14 protein-coding genes are annotated in these 16,215 nt (G+C 71.0%); 6 read left to right on the top strand and 8 right to left on the bottom strand.

What is annotated here, in order from left to right; genetic code table 11:
• Window positions 1-22: 22 nt before the first annotated feature.
• The gene (locus tag KGA66_RS07510; protein WP_211466041.1) at window positions 23-1,750 is read left to right on the top strand and encodes a serine/threonine-protein kinase; all 1,728 of its coding nucleotides are present in this window, start codon (window positions 23-25) and stop codon (window positions 1,748-1,750) included.
• Between the two features lie 37 nt (window positions 1,751-1,787).
• Here the strand turns inward: KGA66_RS07510 and KGA66_RS07505 are convergent, their stop codons facing one another.
• The 3 genes from KGA66_RS07505 to KGA66_RS07495 form a co-directional block, all read right to left on the bottom strand.
• On the bottom strand, window positions 1,788-2,264 hold the full coding sequence (locus tag KGA66_RS07505; protein WP_312886804.1) for a type II toxin-antitoxin system PemK/MazF family toxin: 477 nt from the start codon (window positions 2,262-2,264) through the stop codon (window positions 1,788-1,790).
• A 121-nt stretch (window positions 2,265-2,385) separates the two neighbouring features.
• Complete coding sequence (locus KGA66_RS07500) at window positions 2,386-3,564, bottom strand: amidohydrolase family protein (RefSeq protein WP_211466039.1); 1,179 nt, start codon at window positions 3,562-3,564, stop codon at window positions 2,386-2,388.
• A gap of 79 nt (window positions 3,565-3,643) precedes the next feature.
• Complete coding sequence (locus KGA66_RS07495; RefSeq protein WP_211466037.1) at window positions 3,644-5,170, bottom strand: APC family permease; 1,527 nt, start codon at window positions 5,168-5,170, stop codon at window positions 3,644-3,646.
• Between the two features lie 189 nt (window positions 5,171-5,359).
• Between KGA66_RS07495 and KGA66_RS07490 the strand changes: the two genes are divergently transcribed.
• From KGA66_RS07490 to KGA66_RS07480, 3 genes are all read left to right on the top strand, one after another.
• The gene (locus tag KGA66_RS07490; RefSeq protein ID WP_211466035.1) at window positions 5,360-6,805 is read left to right on the top strand and encodes a type I glutamate--ammonia ligase; all 1,446 of its coding nucleotides are present in this window, start codon (window positions 5,360-5,362) and stop codon (window positions 6,803-6,805) included.
• A 220-nt stretch (window positions 6,806-7,025) separates the two neighbouring features.
• Window positions 7,026-8,189: a helix-turn-helix domain-containing protein gene (locus tag KGA66_RS07485; protein ID WP_211466033.1), complete on the top strand. Its 1,164-nt coding sequence runs from the start codon at window positions 7,026-7,028 to the stop codon at window positions 8,187-8,189.
• A gap of 2 nt (window positions 8,190-8,191) precedes the next feature.
• Window positions 8,192-8,503, top strand: coding sequence for a hypothetical protein (locus KGA66_RS07480; protein ID WP_211466031.1), 312 nt, complete (start codon window positions 8,192-8,194; stop codon window positions 8,501-8,503).
• A 402-nt stretch (window positions 8,504-8,905) separates the two neighbouring features.
• On the opposite strand, the gene KGA66_RS07475 is transcribed toward KGA66_RS07480, so the two are convergent.
• The 4 genes from KGA66_RS07475 to KGA66_RS07460 are packed head-to-tail and all read right to left on the bottom strand — an operon-like array spanning window position 8,906 to window position 12,794.
• Complete coding sequence (locus KGA66_RS07475; protein WP_211466029.1) at window positions 8,906-9,754, bottom strand: metal ABC transporter permease; 849 nt, start codon at window positions 9,752-9,754, stop codon at window positions 8,906-8,908.
• Window positions 9,751-10,680 (bottom strand): metal ABC transporter permease, encoded by a 930-nt coding sequence (locus KGA66_RS07470; protein ID WP_211466027.1) that lies wholly within the window; start codon window positions 10,678-10,680, stop codon window positions 9,751-9,753. Before KGA66_RS07470 ends, KGA66_RS07475 begins: the two co-directional genes overlap by 4 nt.
• A complete protein-coding gene (locus KGA66_RS07465; protein ID WP_246507182.1) occupies window positions 10,670-11,806 on the bottom strand; it encodes a metal ABC transporter ATP-binding protein in 1,137 nt (378 codons plus the stop codon). The genes KGA66_RS07470 and KGA66_RS07465 overlap by 11 nt, the downstream gene beginning before the upstream one ends.
• Window positions 11,807-11,846: 40 nt before the next feature.
• On the bottom strand, window positions 11,847-12,794 hold the full coding sequence (locus KGA66_RS07460; protein ID WP_211466025.1) for a metal ABC transporter solute-binding protein, Zn/Mn family: 948 nt from the start codon (window positions 12,792-12,794) through the stop codon (window positions 11,847-11,849).
• A gap of 191 nt (window positions 12,795-12,985) precedes the next feature.
• Between KGA66_RS07460 and KGA66_RS07455 the strand changes: the two genes are divergently transcribed.
• A complete protein-coding gene (locus KGA66_RS07455) occupies window positions 12,986-14,008 on the top strand; it encodes a LacI family DNA-binding transcriptional regulator (protein ID WP_211466023.1) in 1,023 nt (340 codons plus the stop codon).
• 243 nt (window positions 14,009-14,251) lie between these two features.
• Here KGA66_RS07455 and KGA66_RS07450 read toward each other — a convergent pair whose 3' ends face one another.
• Entirely contained in the window at window positions 14,252-15,286 is a 1,035-nt protein-coding gene (locus KGA66_RS07450; RefSeq protein WP_211466021.1) for an RNA polymerase subunit sigma-70, read from the bottom strand.
• 145 nt (window positions 15,287-15,431) lie between these two features.
• Here KGA66_RS07450 and KGA66_RS07445 point away from each other — a divergent pair, with 145 nt between their 5' ends.
• Complete coding sequence (locus KGA66_RS07445; RefSeq protein ID WP_211466019.1) at window positions 15,432-16,004, top strand: dihydrofolate reductase family protein; 573 nt, start codon at window positions 15,432-15,434, stop codon at window positions 16,002-16,004.
• The last annotated feature ends 211 nt before the right edge of the window (window positions 16,005-16,215 follow it).

Genomic DNA, 16,215 nt, shown 5'->3' with positions numbered 1-16,215 from the left:
GCCGCTCCCGTATAGTTCCGGCATGACTGCTGGGGGCCCGGGTCGCGACATCGTGGACGGCCGCTTTGAGCTGCTGGAACGGCTCGGCGGTGGGGGCATGGGGTTGGTGTGGCGCGCCCGCGACGTGGTGCTGCAACGCGAGGTGGCGCTCAAGGAGGTGCGGTCCGCCCACGCGGACGCGCTCGGCGACGAGGACCCTGTCGCGGCGCACGTACAACGCGAGCGGGTGCTGCGTGAGGCGCGCGCACTGGCCCGGCTGCACCATCCCAACGTGGTGACGATCTATCACATCGTTGATTCGCCACAGCAGCGCTGTCCGTGGCTCGTCATGGAGCTGATACGCGGCGGTTCGCTGGAGGACCGGCTCGGGCGCGGGCCGCTGCCGCCGGGCGAGGTGGCACGCATCGGGCGCGGCGTGTTGGCGGCGCTGCGCGCGGCTCACGAGGCGGGTATCCAGCATCGCGACGTGAAGCCGGCCAACGTGTTGCTGCGCCCGGACGGCACGCCGGTGCTCACCGACTTCGGTATCGCCGCGCTGCGGGAGTCCGCGGCGCTGACGACGACCGGGACGCTGATCGGTTCGCCGGAGTATCTCGCGCCCGAGCGTATCCGCGGCGTGGAGGGCGACCCGGCTTCGGATCTGTGGTCGCTCGGCATGCTGATGTATGTCGCCGCCGAGGGGCACAATCCGTTGCGGCGCGATACCACGCTGGCCACGATCGCGGCGGTGCTCGACGCGCCGCTGCCCGAGCCGCGTGGCGGCGGTCCGCTGGCCGCGGTGCTTTCGGCGCTGCTGGTGCGCGACCCGGCGGCGCGGCCCGATGCGGTCCGTCTGGATCAGCTGCTGGGGGCCGCCGAACGCGCCGCGCTCGTCACGGCGCACCTCGCGCCCTTCCAGCCGGGACGGCCGGGACCGGGACTGCCGGTACAGCCGGCCGAGTCGGCGGTCCGGCGGTCCGGGCCGCCTTCGCCCGATTCGCCGGCGCACGGGCCGGTGCCTTCATATCAGGGCGCTGTGAATGGTGGCCCCGCTTCGGCGGTGGCGGACCACCGGCCGCCGTGGCCGGTCGATGTCGCGCCGACCGGTCCTCGGTCTCGCCGCAACGGCGCGTTCGTCGCCGCGCTGACCGCGGTCACGGTGCTCGGCCTCTCGGGCGCGCTGGTCTGGAGCTTTCACGGGGCGCCGGCGGCGGCCGCCACGGGGAACGGCCGGGGCGCCGGGTCGAGCGTGACCGCGACGGCGCCCGGCCGGGTTCCGGTCACGGGCGCCACGTCGAACGCTGCCGTGGCGCGGGGTTCCGCTGCCGGCGGCCAGGGCGCCGGCCTGCTGGCTCCGGCCGCGGCCCGCTCGCTGGTGCGGTTGCTCGACCAGAAGTCAGCCGGCGGCCGGGTCATCGAGCTCGTGCTCTACCCGGGCTATGCCGATGCGGAGATCCTCACCGCCGGCGACCCGACCCTCTACGACGACTACTACTACCGCGGTGGCGTGATCCAGCGCTCCGGGGGTGGCACCGTCACCGACCAGGTGCCGCTCGACCTGGCCGCCGTGAACTGGAACGCGCTGCCGACCCTGCTGGCCGAGGCCCGCAAGCGCCTCGGCATCGCGCACCCGACCTCCGAATATCTGGTCATCCAGGGCGGCTGGATCGGTCAGAGCCCTGGCATCGGGGTGTATCTCGGCGACGACTACGGCAGTGCGTACCTGCTCGCGGACTTCAAGGGCCAGGTCGTGCGCGCCTATCCGCGTTGACCTCGCGCCAGCGAAGGCCGGTTCGGCTCGGCGCCGCTCAGCTCCAGCCGTAGCGCGTGCGCAGCCGCTCGACCACCGCGTCGAAGTGGCGGCGCTGCATCGCGCAGGCTTCGCGCCGCATGCCCTGCTCGTGCACCCGCACGACCCGGTCGAGGTTCACCCAGGACTCGCGGCCCTCGCGGTCCCACGGCCCCGCGCCGACGTCGACGAAATCGCTCGTGCCGTCGTGGCGCTTGCTGGTCAGCTGCACCGCGAGCAGGGTGCCGGTGTGTTCGCGCGCGACGATGAGCACGGGCCGGTCCTTGCCGCGCCCGTCGTGCTCCTCGAACGGCACCCAGGTCCACACGATCTCGCCCGGGTCGGGATCCCCGTCGTGGTTCGGCGCGTACGTGGTGTGGACCTTGCCGATCCGCTCGGGCTCGACCTCGGCGGTCGCGGTGGCACCGAAACGTCCCGGCGAATCGGCGTATGGGTCGGCCGGATCGTGCTCGTAAACGATTCCCAGATCTGTCACGCGCACACTGTAGCGATCCGGCCGCCGCGTGGTCGGCGCTTCACGAGATCCGATCAGTGTGCCGTCCCTACTGAGTCGATCTCGCTGTACGCATACTGCCACACATGTCGCAGGGCCCTAATCAGCGCGCCGCGAGCCGCTGCGGCTCCAGCCGGTAGACCCGGTGGGCGTTCTGCGAGGCGATCAGCCGGGCGACCCGCGCGGCGTCCGCGGCGCTCCACGCGTCGTCCTCGACACCCGCGTCGAGAAACGCGGCGAGCGCGCGCCGGAACAGGGCCGCGCCGAGGTAGTACAGCTCCGGCAGGCCGAACGCGTCGGACGAGTACAGGAACTTGCCGAACGGCGCGAGTTCGAGCGCCTCCGCGACCAGCGTGCGCGAGGCGCGGCCCAGGTTGTGCGTGGCCAGCCCGACGTCGAGGAAGACGTTGGAGAACACCTGGGCCAGGAAGCCCGCGTGCCGGTGGAAGGGATAGTTGTGCAGCAGCAGCACCGGCACCCCGGTCGGCTCGATCGCGCGCAGCAGCGGGGTGAGCAGAAGCGGATCGCACCGGTCCAGGTTGACGTCCGCGTCGCCGTAACCGACGTGGAACTGCACCGGCAGCGCCAGATCCACCGCGCACCACACGAGGAACCTGTGCAGGGTTTCGTCGCTCAGGCGCGGCACGCGGCCGTCCACGTCACCGCGCCCTGATTCGCGCGCGAGCCACCGTCCGGCGGCCGCCGACACCTGCGCCGCGCTCGGGCGCTCGGGCGCCAGAGCGAGGCCGTGACGGTAGGCCGCGATCGACTTGAAGCCGACCGCGGTGCGCGCGTGCTCGGCGAGCCGCGCGCGCACCGCGTCGGCGAAGCCCGCGGCCGTCGCGCCCGGCGCGGTCTGCTCGGCGACGTGCTCCAGCCGGACGATCTCGTAAGCCGCCGCGCCCGCCTCCTCACCCAGCCGCCGTGGCGAGAGCAGCGGTTCGGGCTCGAACCCGGTGTCGACGCACAGGGCGCTCAGTCCCGCGGCCCGCAGGAACCGCGCGGTGACCGCGGCGTGCCCGAGTTCGGCCCGGCGTGCCAGGTAGTCGTCCGGCGCGGCGTGCGGCTCCAGATCGAGCAGGGGAGCGCACCAGCGGCGCACCGCGAAGCCGATCTGCGAGTCGAACACGCTGCCGCTGGCCGGCCCGAGCGGACCGGCCTCGGTCAGCAGCAGCTCGAAGCCGGTCCGGTCCAGGTCGCGGCGCACGACACCGTGGCAGTGGTGATCGACAAGACCGGCCGGCCCGGCCTCGGGTGACTGCGCCGAAGGATGCACTGGCACGGCGCTGGTTCCTCCGTCCGTCCGTGGTGGCCTGTGCCGGTGCCTCCGGTGCCTCCGGTGCTCCCGGTGCTCCCGGTGCTCAGCCCGTTCCACCCTCCAACACGACGCTGTCGACCAGGGGCTGAGCGGTCCCGGACGCCTTCGCCGCCGCGATGCCTTCCACCTCGGTCAGCTTCTCACCCATCCGCCGAGCCGTCGTCGGCGCGGCCACGACCGCGAGGATCCCGATCAGCAGCCAGCCACCCGAGACCACCGGCAGCCAGAACGTGGACGAACCCCAGGCCGGGTAAGGAATCACGTTGCGGTACAGCGTGTAGCCCAGCAGCACGATCGCCGCGAGCGGGATCACCACCTGCCAGGCCGGCACCTGCATCCGGCGCTGCACGAAGAACAGCCGGATCGCCCCGACCGTGGTCAGGATGTACGCCACCAGCAGGATCAGGGTGCCGATGGTGCCTCCCCAGGCGAAGGTGTTCTCCGGGACGGCCGAGAACCCGAGGATGCTGATCGCGATCGTCGCGGCCATGATCGTCACCACGACGCCGCCGGAGCGGGCGGGTGTGCCGATACGCGAGAGCCTGCCGAGGCCGCGCTCGCCGAAGCCGTCGCGGTTCAGCGCGAACAGCAGCCGCGCGCTGCCGACGGTGCAGGCGAGGCAGCAGCCGAAGGCGCTGATCATCGCGCCGAGGGTGATCGCGTTGCCGACCCAGGAACCGACGTAGCTGGTGCCGAGGTCGCCGATCAGCGACTGCGACGCCCCGAAGGCGGCCACGCCCTTGTCGTCGGTCCCGAAGCCCATCGACTCGATCGCGGTGACCACGACGAAGAAGATGCCGCCGAAGATCGCGGTGCCCAGGATCGCGCGCGGAATGTCCCGGTGCGGGTCGGCCGCCTCCTCGCCGAGGGTGGAGGCCGCCTCGAAGCCGGCGAAGGACAGGAAGCCGAACACGATCCCGAGGAACACCGCGGAGACGCCGGTGCCGTGCGGAACGGTGAACACGCTCATGGTGAACTGGTGCCCGCCCGGCGCGCTGTGCGAGAGCAGCTTGACGGCCACCACCGCGGACACGAGCAGGATCAGCGCGACGGTGGCGCCCTCGACCACCAGCAGGACGTTCGTTCCGCGCCGCACCGGGACGGCGGTCAGCAGCCAGCAGAGCACGAGCGCGACGGCGGTGAGTATGTAAGGGGCGCGGGTCGGCGGGTTGGACCAGACGTGGATATTCTGCAGGAAGTTCGTGCCGAAGATGCCGACCACCGAGGAGGTGGTCACGCCGTAGAAGATGTACGTGCCCAGCAGGCCCCAGCCGGCCACCACCCCGGTGCGCGGCCCGAGGGTCGCCCCGACGAAGGCGTACACCGAGCCGGAGTGGTTGAAGTACTGGCACAGGCGTACGAACACGTAGGCGACCAGCAGCACGCCCACCGCCGCCAGCAGGAACGCCAGCGGCACCGCTCGGCCGACCGAGGGAACACTGGCCTGTGGGTTGATATTCGAGGCCATGCTCGGTGCCATGAGCGCGACGGACAGGCCGACTGCCTGCCACACGTTGAGGCTGCGCCGCAGGCCGGCTGTGGGTGCCGGCTGTTGGATCTGCGTCGGCATATGCGACTCCTCATTCCCTTCGGGTCCACTTGCGGTCAGTGTGACGCGTGTTGTATCGATTGGGAAATGGTTCAGGCCATCGGTAACCAACAATTCTTCCGGGCGCCCGGCCGCCCGCGCGGTCGGGCAGGCACACCGGTTCCCGCGCAGCCGTGGCTTCCGTGCGAGCGTTCGGCGAAGGGATCAGCGATGAGCCGTTGGGGGACCTTGGAACAGTCGTGGCGCGAGGAGAGCGCCGCGCGGGCCGAGGGGATCGCCGCCGAACTGGCCGCACGCGGCGTGCACGGGGTGGCCGTGACCTGGGTCGACAACAGCGGGATCACCCGGGTCAAGGCGGTACCGGTGGAGAAGCTGGCGCGCGCGGCGGCCTGGGGCATCGGAGTGTCACCCTGCTTCGACACCTTCCTGCTCGACGATTCCGCGGCGGTCGCCCGTTATGCCGGCGGTCCGGTCGGCGACCTGCGGCTGATGCCGGATCTGGACCGCCTGACCCCGTTGGCGGGGCAGCCCGGCTGGGCCTGGGCCCCGGCCGACCGGTTCCGCCAGGACGGCTCGGTGCACCCGATCGACCAGCGCAGCCTGGCCAGGCGGGAGGTCGAGCGGCTGGCCGCCGACGGTTACGCCGTGCGTGCCGCGTTCGAGGTCGAATGGTGCGTCTCGCTCGGCCACGGCGATGAATTCGAACCCGCATGTGCGGGCCCTGCGTACGGCATGGCGCGGCTGATCGAACAGTCCGACTATGTCAGGGACGTGATGGACGCGCTCGCCGCGCAGGGCCTGACCGTCGACCAGATCCACCCCGAGTACGCGGCCGGCCAGTACGAGGTGTCCGTCGCCGCGCAGGACCCGGTGGGGGCGGCCGACACGCTGGTCTTGGTGCGCGAGACGATCCGCGCGGTCAGCCACCGCAACGGCCTGCGCGCGACCTTCTCGCCGAAGGTGCTGGCCGGGGGAGTGGGCAACGGCGGGCACGTGCACCTGAGCCTGTGGAGCGCGGGTGCGGGCGAGGGCGAAGGCGAGGGCGCGCAGCCGGCGCGGGGCGACGGGGTCAGGAACCTGATGTCCGGCGGTTCCGGCCGGTTCGGGCTGACCGGGCAGGGCGAGGCGTTCGCCGGGGGCCTGCTGGCGCACCTGCCCGCGCTGCTCGCCCTGGGGGCCCCGGCCGTCGCCAGCTACCTGCGCCTGATCCCGTCGCATTGGGCCGGGGCGTACGCCTGCTGGGGCTTGGAGAACCGTGAGGCGGCGCTGCGTTTCGTCACCGGCTCGACCGGGGACGGGGCGCGTGCGGCGAATCTGGAACTCAAGTGTTTCGACGCGGCCGCGAACCCGTATCTGCTGATCGCCGGGCTGCTCGCGGCCGGTCGCGCGGGCCTGGCCGCCGGGGCGAAGCTGCCGGAGCCGGTGGATGTCGACCCGGCCACCCTGCCAGCGGACGAGGCCACCCGGCGCGACGTCAGGGCGCTGCCGTCATCGCTGGAGGGCGCGGTCGCCGCCTTTGAGGCGGACGAGGTGCTCGCCGAAGCCTTCGGGATCGAGTTCATCGACACCATCGCCACGGTGCGCCGCGCCGAGATCGCGCTGTTCGCCGACGCGAGCCCGCAGGACGTCGTCGAGCGTACCCGCTGGCGGCACTGACGCGCGCGAGGAGAGGATCCGTCCGCCGCCTGGCGCCGTGGAGAGCCTGCGGCGACATCGAGTCGGCGATCGCCGCTCCGCCCAGCGCGGCCTGTGCGGCGCCGGTGCGCCGCAGCGAGTCGTGAAGCCGCAGTGAGTCGTGAAGCCGCAGTGAGTAGCCGGCGAAGCGGACGTATCCGCGCCGCTCGCTGCACGCGAGCAGACATCTAGTACAATTCTTATGTGTGAAGTGAGCACACAACCAGGGAGATCAATCATGGAACGTGTGCGATTGTCGAGCTGGGCACAGATCGGCGCAAGAGTCGCGTTGGCTCGGGAGCGTGCGGGCTTCACCCAGTTCCAGTTGGGCGATCGACTCGGCCTGCACCGTAGCGCGGTCAGCCGCGTCGAGGCGGGCCAGCGGCCACTCGACGCCCTGGAACTGGCCCGCGTCGCCGAGGTCTTCGGCCGGTCGGTGGACTGGTTCCTGACCCAGCCGGCCTCGGTGATCGCGAGCCGTCGGGACGGGCTTTCGCGGGATCACGACGTGCTGAGACTCGAAGACGAACTCGAGCGGGTGAGCCGGGATGTCGAGCTTCTGCACGAAGTGCGCACACTCTGCCTGCCGGTTTCGCTGCTCCCCTCAGGCGTCTCGGATCTCGACGAAGCGGCGGCTGGTGCCGCAGCCGCTCGCGGCCTGCTCGGCGTGGACTCGGGCCCACTGCTCGACCTGCAAGGTGCGGTCGAGAAAGTCGGACTGCTCGCTTTCTCGTTCGATCTGGGGCCGAGCGTCATCGATGGCGGATACGTGAGGGTCGGCGACATAGGGGTGGCCCTGGTGAACGGCACCGCCGACCCCGGCCGACGCCGTTTCAACCTGGCGCACGAGCTTGGCCATCACTTGCTCGCCGATGAGTACACGGCCGACTTCGGCGTGGGAACGGCGCGCGATGACCGGGAGTCGCTGATCAACGCTTTCGCGGCCCACCTGCTGATGCCTGGACCGTCGCTGCGCGCGCGGTGGACGCAGCTTTCGGCGGGGTGTGAGGATTTCCGCACCCGGCTCATCGTGCTTGCCGCGGAGTATCGCGTGAGCTGGTCGGCGGCGGTTTCGCAGGCGCTCACGCTGGGACTGATCACCCGCGCGGATTTCGACCTGCTCCAGGCACGGCGCCCGACCCCCGCCGACTATTTCGAAATCGGGATCCGGTTCGAGGAGGAGCTGAAGCCGGTGGCGCTGGCACCCGGATACGCCCAGGCGGCGGTACGAGCGTATCGCAGGGGCGTGATCAGCGCGGACCGAACCATCGAGCTGCTGCGCAACACGGTGACCGCGGAGGACCTGCCCGTCGCCAACGAGACTCCGCTCGAGGCACTGAAGCCGGATTTCGAGAGCATCGCCTGAGCATGGGAACGGTCCTGGTGTTCGACGCGAGTCCGCTGACGCATTTCGCCAGGGCGGGTGAGCTGGCGACCCTGCGCGCTCTGGTCGCGGATTTCGAATGCGTCACGACCCGAGCGGTGCGAGGCGAACTCGGCAACGGTGTGTCCATACATCCGGAAACTGAAGGTGCGCTTCATGTCGGTTGGCTGAAGGAAGTGCGTTGCGACGATTTACAAGAGTTGTACCTTTTCGGTGAATACATGCGCGCTGAGCGCGGGTCGGGTACGGAAGCGAAGCGTTCAAGCAGGTCGGGGCGTACGCCCGCCGGGGTTTGACCCGCAGGCGCGTCGATAGGCGAGAATGCCGTGGCAGGCACGGACCCTCCGATGATCAGCGGTGTAGGAACCTGAATGATCGTCAGAGGCCGTGCCTGCGCGCAACCCGGGGCACGCAGAGCGGGAAGATCAGGCAAACCGGGTCAGAGCGCGACTACGCAGCGGCCCTGGGTCCGGCAAGAGTTCCAGAAACGGCAGTCCGCAGCGTAAATCAGCTCATTATCGACTGTCCGGAAAACGCGGGGCGGCCCACGCGGCCCGGCCTGGTTCCCTCCGTGCCGCTGCCCGTGCCACTACCGGTGGCGGTGTCCGCCGCCGCGTCCACACACACCGCCTGATCTTCGTCCCCGGCACGGGACCCGCCTCGCCGGAGGAACGCTCAAGCCGCCGGTGCGGGCAGGCTCACGCGGCGGGCACGGCCTCGTGATTTCGCGTCCCGAGCAGGCGGCCGCGTGCGGCAGCCGCCGCATACACGGCGGTGACCACGGCCGTGATCGAAAAACTCGGCGGCAGCGTCGGAACGTAATAGGCCAGCGCCAGCCCGGCCCACACCGAACCCACCGCGAGCGCCGCCGAGACGGCCATGCCCAGATACGGCCGGTCGGTCAGCGCGAGCGCGGCGCCGGCCGGACCGGCGAGCAGACCCAGCAGCAGCAGGGCGCCGACCGCCTGTGTCGCCTCCGCGGTGGTCACCCCGACCAGCGCCAGGAAACCGAATCCGAGCACCCGCACCGGTACCCCGCGGGCCGCGGCCACGGTCTCGTCGAGGCTCGCGAACAGCAGCGGCCGGCCGATCGCGGCCAGCGCCGCGCACACGCCCAGCCCGATCCACCACGCCGCGCGCGCCTGCCCGGAGGAGAGCCCGAAGATCGAGCCGAACAGCACGCTCCTGGTCGCGTCGCCCGCGCCGGCGCCCGATCGGTTCGTCGTGTACACGGTCAGGAAGAACACCCCGAGGCCGAGGATCCACGCGAAGACGTTGCCGATCACCACGTCGTCCGCGCGCCCGCGCCGGCCGAGCGCGCCGAGCAGCAACGCCACCAGCACGGTCGCCGTGAACAGCCCCAGCCGCAGGTTCGCGCCGAAGGCGAGGGCGCCGAGCGCGCCGGTGAAGGCGACGTGGGAGAGCGCGTCGCCGGTGAAGACCTGCGCCCGCATCACCAGGAAATACCCGACCAGGCCGCAGGAGAGCGCGATACCGGTGCCGGCCAGAAGCGCGCCGACCATGAACGGGTGGTCGAACAGGCTCACGACGCTCCCACAATCTTCGCAGTACCCTGTGATTCGCCGGACGGCCGCGGGAACCGGGCCGCGACCGTCGGACCGGCGAGGCGCACCAGGTACGCCAGCACGTACGTCCCGAACGCGAACGTCGTGATGTAGAACCCGATCGGGTACGCCGTGAAGAAGGCGAATCCGAAACCGGCCCAGGTGACCGCGAACCCGATCAGCACGGTCAGCAGCAGGCTCGTCGCCGGGCGCGCCGTGATCAGCTGCGCTGTCGCCGCCGGCATCACCAGCAGCGCGAACACCAGGAGTGAGCCGGTGATCTGGGAGACCTCCGCGGTCGCCGCGCCGAGCAGCACCAGGAACACCGCGCCGAGCAACCGCACCGGCACGCCGCGCGCCCGCGCGACGCCGGGATCCACCGAGGCGAACAGCAGCGCTCGCCCGATCACCGCCAGGACCGCCAGGACCGCCACGGCCACCGCGGCGAGCACGAGCACGTCGCCGCTCGTGATGCCGAGGATGGTGCCGAACAGGAGGGTGTCCACCTGGTTGAGGAACCCGCCGTAGAGCGAGACGAACAGCATCCCGCAGGCGAGGGCGAACGCCTGCACGACCCCGGTGAGCGCGGATTCGTGCGCCGCGTCGCGGGCGCCGGGCCGGGTGCCGTAGGCGATGACGAGCGCCGCCGCGACGCAGAACCCGAAGTATCCGTACCCTGACGCGACCCCGAGCAGGACCGCCGCGGCCGCGCCCGGGAACCCGGCGACCGAGATCGTGTGCCCTGCGAAGCTCTGCCGCCGCAGCACCATGAACCAGCCGACCACGCCGGCGGTCACCGCGATGATCGTGCCGGCGCGGTATGCGTTGACCATCGACGGCAGCGACCACATGATCTGGATGTCGCGCACCAGGTCCCACGACGGCGACCAGGCGGGATTACCGGGCATGACGCTCGCCACCAGACCGCTCGCTGCCGGAATGCTCTGCCCGGCCTCGCCCCAATACGTGGCCGTGGTGGCGTCGGTGGCCGGGCTCGGACGTATGGGCATGAGCGTGCCGGTCCGTGTGCAACGCGGGCGCCTCCGGTCCGCCGACGACGACAAGGCGGCCGTCCGACGTACGCAGCACCTCGACCGGAGTGCTGTACAGCCGGGTCAGCGTCTCCGTGGTGATGACCTGCTCCGGCGTGCCGCACGCCGCGCGGCCCCCGGCTATGTACACGACCCGGTCGAGGTAGGGCAGGATCGGGTTCACGTCGTGCGCTACCATGATCACCGCGACGTTCGCCTGCCGGCAGATCCGGTGGATCAGCGCCGCGACGGCGGCCTGGTTCGGCAGGTCGAGCGAGTCCAGCGGCTCGTCGAGCAGGAGCAGCCCCGGGCGGCGGACGAGGGCCTGAGCGATCAGCAGCCGCTGCTGCTCACCGCCGGACAGCGCGCCGATCGGCCGGTACGCGTACGCGCCCGCGCCGACCAGGTCGATCACCTCGCGCACCCGCGTCTCGGCCGCACGCCGCCGGGCGCTGAACCGGGCCGCGCCGGGCAGCGGCAGACCCCAGCGGTCGCCGTCGAGGCCGAGACGCACGATGTCGATCCCGCGGATGCGCAGCGAGGCGTCGAAGCTGCGCCGCTGCGGCAGATACCCGATCCGTTCGCCGGCGCCGCCCGGCTTCCGGCCGAGCACGGACACGCTTCCCGCCGCGCTGGGCAGGGTGCCCAGCAATACCTTGATGAGGGTGGATTTGCCGACTCCGTTCGGCCCGAGCACCGCGACGAACTCCCCGCTGTGCACCGACAGGTCCACCTCGCTCCACAGTGTGCGCCCTCCGGCCGACACCGCCGCGCCGCGAAGCGCCACCACCGGCTGCGCGCCCGGTCCGGTTCCGCATCCGGTCCCGGTCCCGGGAGTGGGAGTGGGCGCGGGACCGGGCGCGGGAATGGGACCGGGCGCGGGAATGGGACCGGGCGCGGGTTCCGCTCCCGGACCGCCGCGCGCGCGACCGAGGTCGTCTGCGCCGCCGATCTCGCCCGGGTCCACGCTCATCGCGGTCACGTTCATCGCGGTCACGTCCATCGTCGTGCTCCTGCCGGCCTGATTTCTGGTCACGGCCGCCTCACCGGCCCGTGGCCCGCGCGAGCGCGTTCGCGAGTTCCTCGAGTTGGCTCACCTGCCACTGCTGGAAGGTCTCGCCGGCCGGCGTGAGCGTCTCGGTGATCGCGGTCACCGGGATGCCCGCGGCCTTAGCCTGCGCGATCTGCGCCGCCACGTCCGGCGTCGCATTCTGCGAGTTGTAGATGTACACCTTGATCGCCTTTTGCGTGATCTGGCGGTCGATCAGGCTCTTGTCGGCCGCGGTGGGGTCGTTGCCCTGGCTGACCGCGCGCAGGAAGGTCTGCGGCGTGATCAGGTTCAGCCCGAGGGTGCCGGCCAGCCCCGCGGCGATCGACTCGGAGGCGCCGATCGGCGTGCCCGCGTACCTCGCTCGGATGTCGCTGATCAGCCGGTTGTAGGGAGCCAGCGCGGTCAGTTCGAAGCTGCTCCTGCGCGCGGCGAAATAGGCCGAGTCCGCCGGATCGGCCTGCTGGTAGGCCGCGGTGATCGCGTCGATCACCTTGTACACGCTGGCTTTCACGTACCACTGGTGCGGATTGTCGCCCGGCTTGAGCCCGAGCAGATCGCCGACGGTCAACACGGTGCGCCCGGAGTTCGGGTTGGCGGCGACCAGTTTCGGCGCCCAGGCCGAGTCGTAGCCGATCCCGTTCTGGATGAAGACCCGGGCGAAGGCGACCGCGCGCGCGTCCGCGGGCGTTGGCTCGTAGTCGTGCGGGTCGGCGGCCGGACTGTCGATGATCGAGGTCTCGACCACGTGCGATCCGCCGAGTTGCGCGGCGATCGAACCCCAGAAGTTCTCGGCGGCGGCGACCTCGAGCGTCCGGCCGGAGCCGGAACCGGCGCCCACGTCGGCCGCCGGAGCGGTGGTCGCGCAGCCGGCGGTCAAGGCGAGCACCGCGGCGGCGCCCGCCGCGAGAGCCGCGGCGAATCCGGCGCCGGTGCGGATCATGACAGCCCTTCAATGAAGATGAACATCGTTTTCAATAGCTGCGCCCAGCTTATGGAACCCATGGCGTTGAGGCAAGGCGGGTGATCAGCGGCGGGTGCGGCGGCCCGCTCCGGCGCAACTGCGGCTCATCAACCTGACGTTTTCGTGGAATTCTTGCAGGCGCTTGCAGTGGCGTGCGCTATTCTTGCGGTATGTCGCGGAGGCTTGCGGAAGTGGCGAAGAAGGCCGGGGTCAGCGAGGCCACGGTCAGCCGGGTGCTCAACGGCAAGCCCGGGGTGGCGGAGAGCACCCGCGCCTCGATCCTCACGGCGCTGGACGTGCTCGGCTACGAGCGCCCGACCCAGTTGCGCGGCGAGCGGGCCCGGCTGATCGGGCTCGTGCTGCCGGAGTTGCAGAACCCGATCTTCCCGGCGCTGGCCGAGGTCGTCGGCGGCGCGCTCGCGCAGCGCGGTTTCACCCCGGTGCTGTGTACGCGCACCGCCGGTGGACTGTCCGAGTCCGACTACGTCGAGATGCTGCTGGAGCAGCAGGTCTCAGGGGTCGTCTTCGCCGGGGGACATTACGCCGAGGCGGACGCGCCGCATCAGCACTATCTCAAGCTGCTTGAGCTGCGACTGCCGGTCGTGCTCGTCAACGCGGCGGCCGAGCACCTGGACTTCCCGCGTGTCTCCACGGACGACGCGGTGGCGGTCGAGCAGGCGTTCGGGCACCTGTCCGCGCTCGGCCACGAGCGGATCGGCTTGATCCTCGGCCCGGCGGACCACATGCCGTCGCGGCGCAAGCAGGCCGCGTTCGAGGTGGCGGCGGCGTCCAGCGGCCTGGCGTGGCAGCCGGAGTGGATCGAGCGGGCCATGTTCTCGCTGGAGGGCGGTCAAGCGGCGGCCTCCCGGCTGATAGCGCGGGGGATCACCGGCATAGTCTGCGGCAGCGACCTGATCGCGCTCGGTGCGGTACGCGCGGCCCGGCGCGCGGGTCGGCGCGTTCCGGATCAGCTCTCGGTGGTCGGGTACGACGACTCCTCGCTCATGAGCTGCACCGACCCGCCGCTGAGCACGGTGCGCCAGCCGATCGAGGCGATGGGCCGCGCGGCGGTCGCGATGCTGGTCGGTCAGATCGAGGGCGCCGCCGTCACCGCGGACGAGCTGTTGTTCGAACCCGAACTCGTCGTGCGCGGATCCACCGGCCCGGCCCCGGCGCACACCGCGGGACACTAGTGGATCTCGACGAGAACGGCTTGATCCTCGCTGGTCAGCGGCGGAGTCGTGTACAGCACTGGCTGTTGCGATGCCGAGTACATGATGCCGAATTCATGTAGACATCGTGGCGGAAGGTTGTCGGCTTTAATCAAGCATCGCGCGCAGGTGTCTCGTAGTTGCTCCGGCGAGGTTCCGGTCCGGGCCGTGCCGGGCCGGGCCGGGCCGGGGATGCCGGTTCACCTCCTGCCCGTCCGGGCAGCTTCAAGGGCCGTCCGGCAGCGATTGAGGCAGCCCGAACCGTGGCAGAACGCTGCCGTCGAAGCGGGAGAGCGCGCAGACCCGATTCCCGGCGAGCGTGATCGCAAGCAGGCTGGTCGCCCGGCAGACGCCGTCGGCACGCAGGTAGAGCCCGAACGCCGGCTGGCCGTTCGCGCGCGTGGGTACCAGGACGTACTCGCGGCCCGTGCCGAGGAACAAGGCGCAGAAGTCGCGCGCGGCCGAGAGCCCCTCGTACTCGAACGGCATCGGCGGCATCGAGATGAACACGTCGTCCGTGAGCAGGGCCACCAAGGCGTCGAGGTCGGCGGACTCGTAGGCGTTGACGAACTTCGCCACGATCGCGTCCTCGGCAGCCGAGCCGGCAGGGGGCGCCGGTTCGTGTTGCGCGCGCGGCGGCCGGCGGCGCAGCGCCGCGCGCGCCCGCTTCAGAGCACTGTTGACGGACTCGACGGTCGCGTCCAGCATCGCGGCGACCTCGCGGGCGGGGAAACCGAGCACGTCGCGCAGGACCAGGACGGCGACCTGGCGCGGCGGCAGCAGTTGCAGCGCGGTCACGAAGGCCAGGCTGACGGATTCGCTTTGCTCATAGCGCGCCTCCGGGCCCGGCGGCGCGTCGGCGGCCTCGTCGAGGAGGCTGTCCGGATACGGCTCAAGCCACGCGACCTCGCCCAGCCGCGTCGGCTCGGGCGGCTCGACCCCGGGCACGCTCCACTGCGTGGCGGGTCGCCGGGCCGCGGTGCGGCGGGTGTTGAGGCAGCGGTTGGTGGCGATCCGGTAGAGCCAGGTCCGCAGCGAGGCACGTTGCTCGAAGGCCGCCAGCCCCTGCCACGCGGCGAGCATCGTCTCCTGCAGCGCGTCCTCGGCATCCTGGACTGACCCGAGCATGCGGTAGCAGTACACGTGCAGCTCGCGGCGGTACGGCTCGGTCAGCGCCTGGAACGCCTCGTCGTCCCCGGCGCGCGCCCTCGCGATCAGTTCGGACGAAGCCTCCGTCACCGCCGCCGTCACCGTCACCATCCCGGTTCTCCATCGTCTCGTCGTGTCCCCATCGTCGTACAGACACCGGCTGCGTGCCGAACTGGGCGGCCGCGCGGCGCCGACTTTCGTCCCGGCGCGGTGTCGATATCGGTGACCGCAGAACACCGATGCCAGGAGAACAGACATGGGCAAGATCGTCGTCAGTGAGAACGTCTCGCTCGACGGAGCCTTCGAGGACCCCACCGACTCCCGCTTCGGCGGCTGGCTCAGCCGGATCGGGGAGAAGGACCGGCAGGCGTGGGCGCAGGTGCAGTTCGAGGAGGCGCGGCGATGCGAGGCGCTGCTGATGGGCGGGCGCAGCTACACGTGGTTCGCCGAACGGTGGGTGACTCGGGGCGACGAGTGGGCGCAGCGGCTCAGAAGCCTGCCCAAGTACGTCGTGTCCTCGACCCTCGAAGTCCTCGACTGGGAGAACACGACGTTGCTCAAGGGCGACATGGCGAAGGAGGTGGCGAAGCTGAAGCAGGACGTGACCGGGGAAATCGTCGTGTACGGCAGCGGACGGCTGGTGAAGGCGCTGGTTGAGCAAGACCTCGTCGACGAGCTGCGGCTGATGGTCTACCCGGTGGTGGTGGGCGTCGGCGGCAGGCGGCTGTTGGCCGAGACCAGCACCTCGGGCCGCATGCGCCTGGTCGATTCCCGCACAGTCGGCGACGGCCTCGCCTACCTCGCCTATGAGTTCCCGCGGGACGCGTAGTAAGGACCCGGATCATCTCCCCGACGTGCCCTGATCAGAGCTCTTGTGGGCTCGGATCAGTTCCCTTGATCGCGGCAGCACCGCGGGGGGGTGCTGCCGCGATCACCGTGTGTAGGTGATTGTGCGCGATTCCAAGCGGCCGCGGCCGAGAGCCGCTAACGTTGGGTGAAGGGCTGCAGGGTGTGGGTCGGCCCGATCGGGTGGGGAGGGC

The organism is Actinocrinis puniceicyclus (genome assembly GCF_018283645.1).
Lineage (GTDB): Bacteria > Actinomycetota > Actinomycetes > Streptomycetales > Catenulisporaceae > Actinocrinis > Actinocrinis puniceicyclus.
This window is presented reverse-complemented; position numbering and strand designations above follow the sequence as displayed.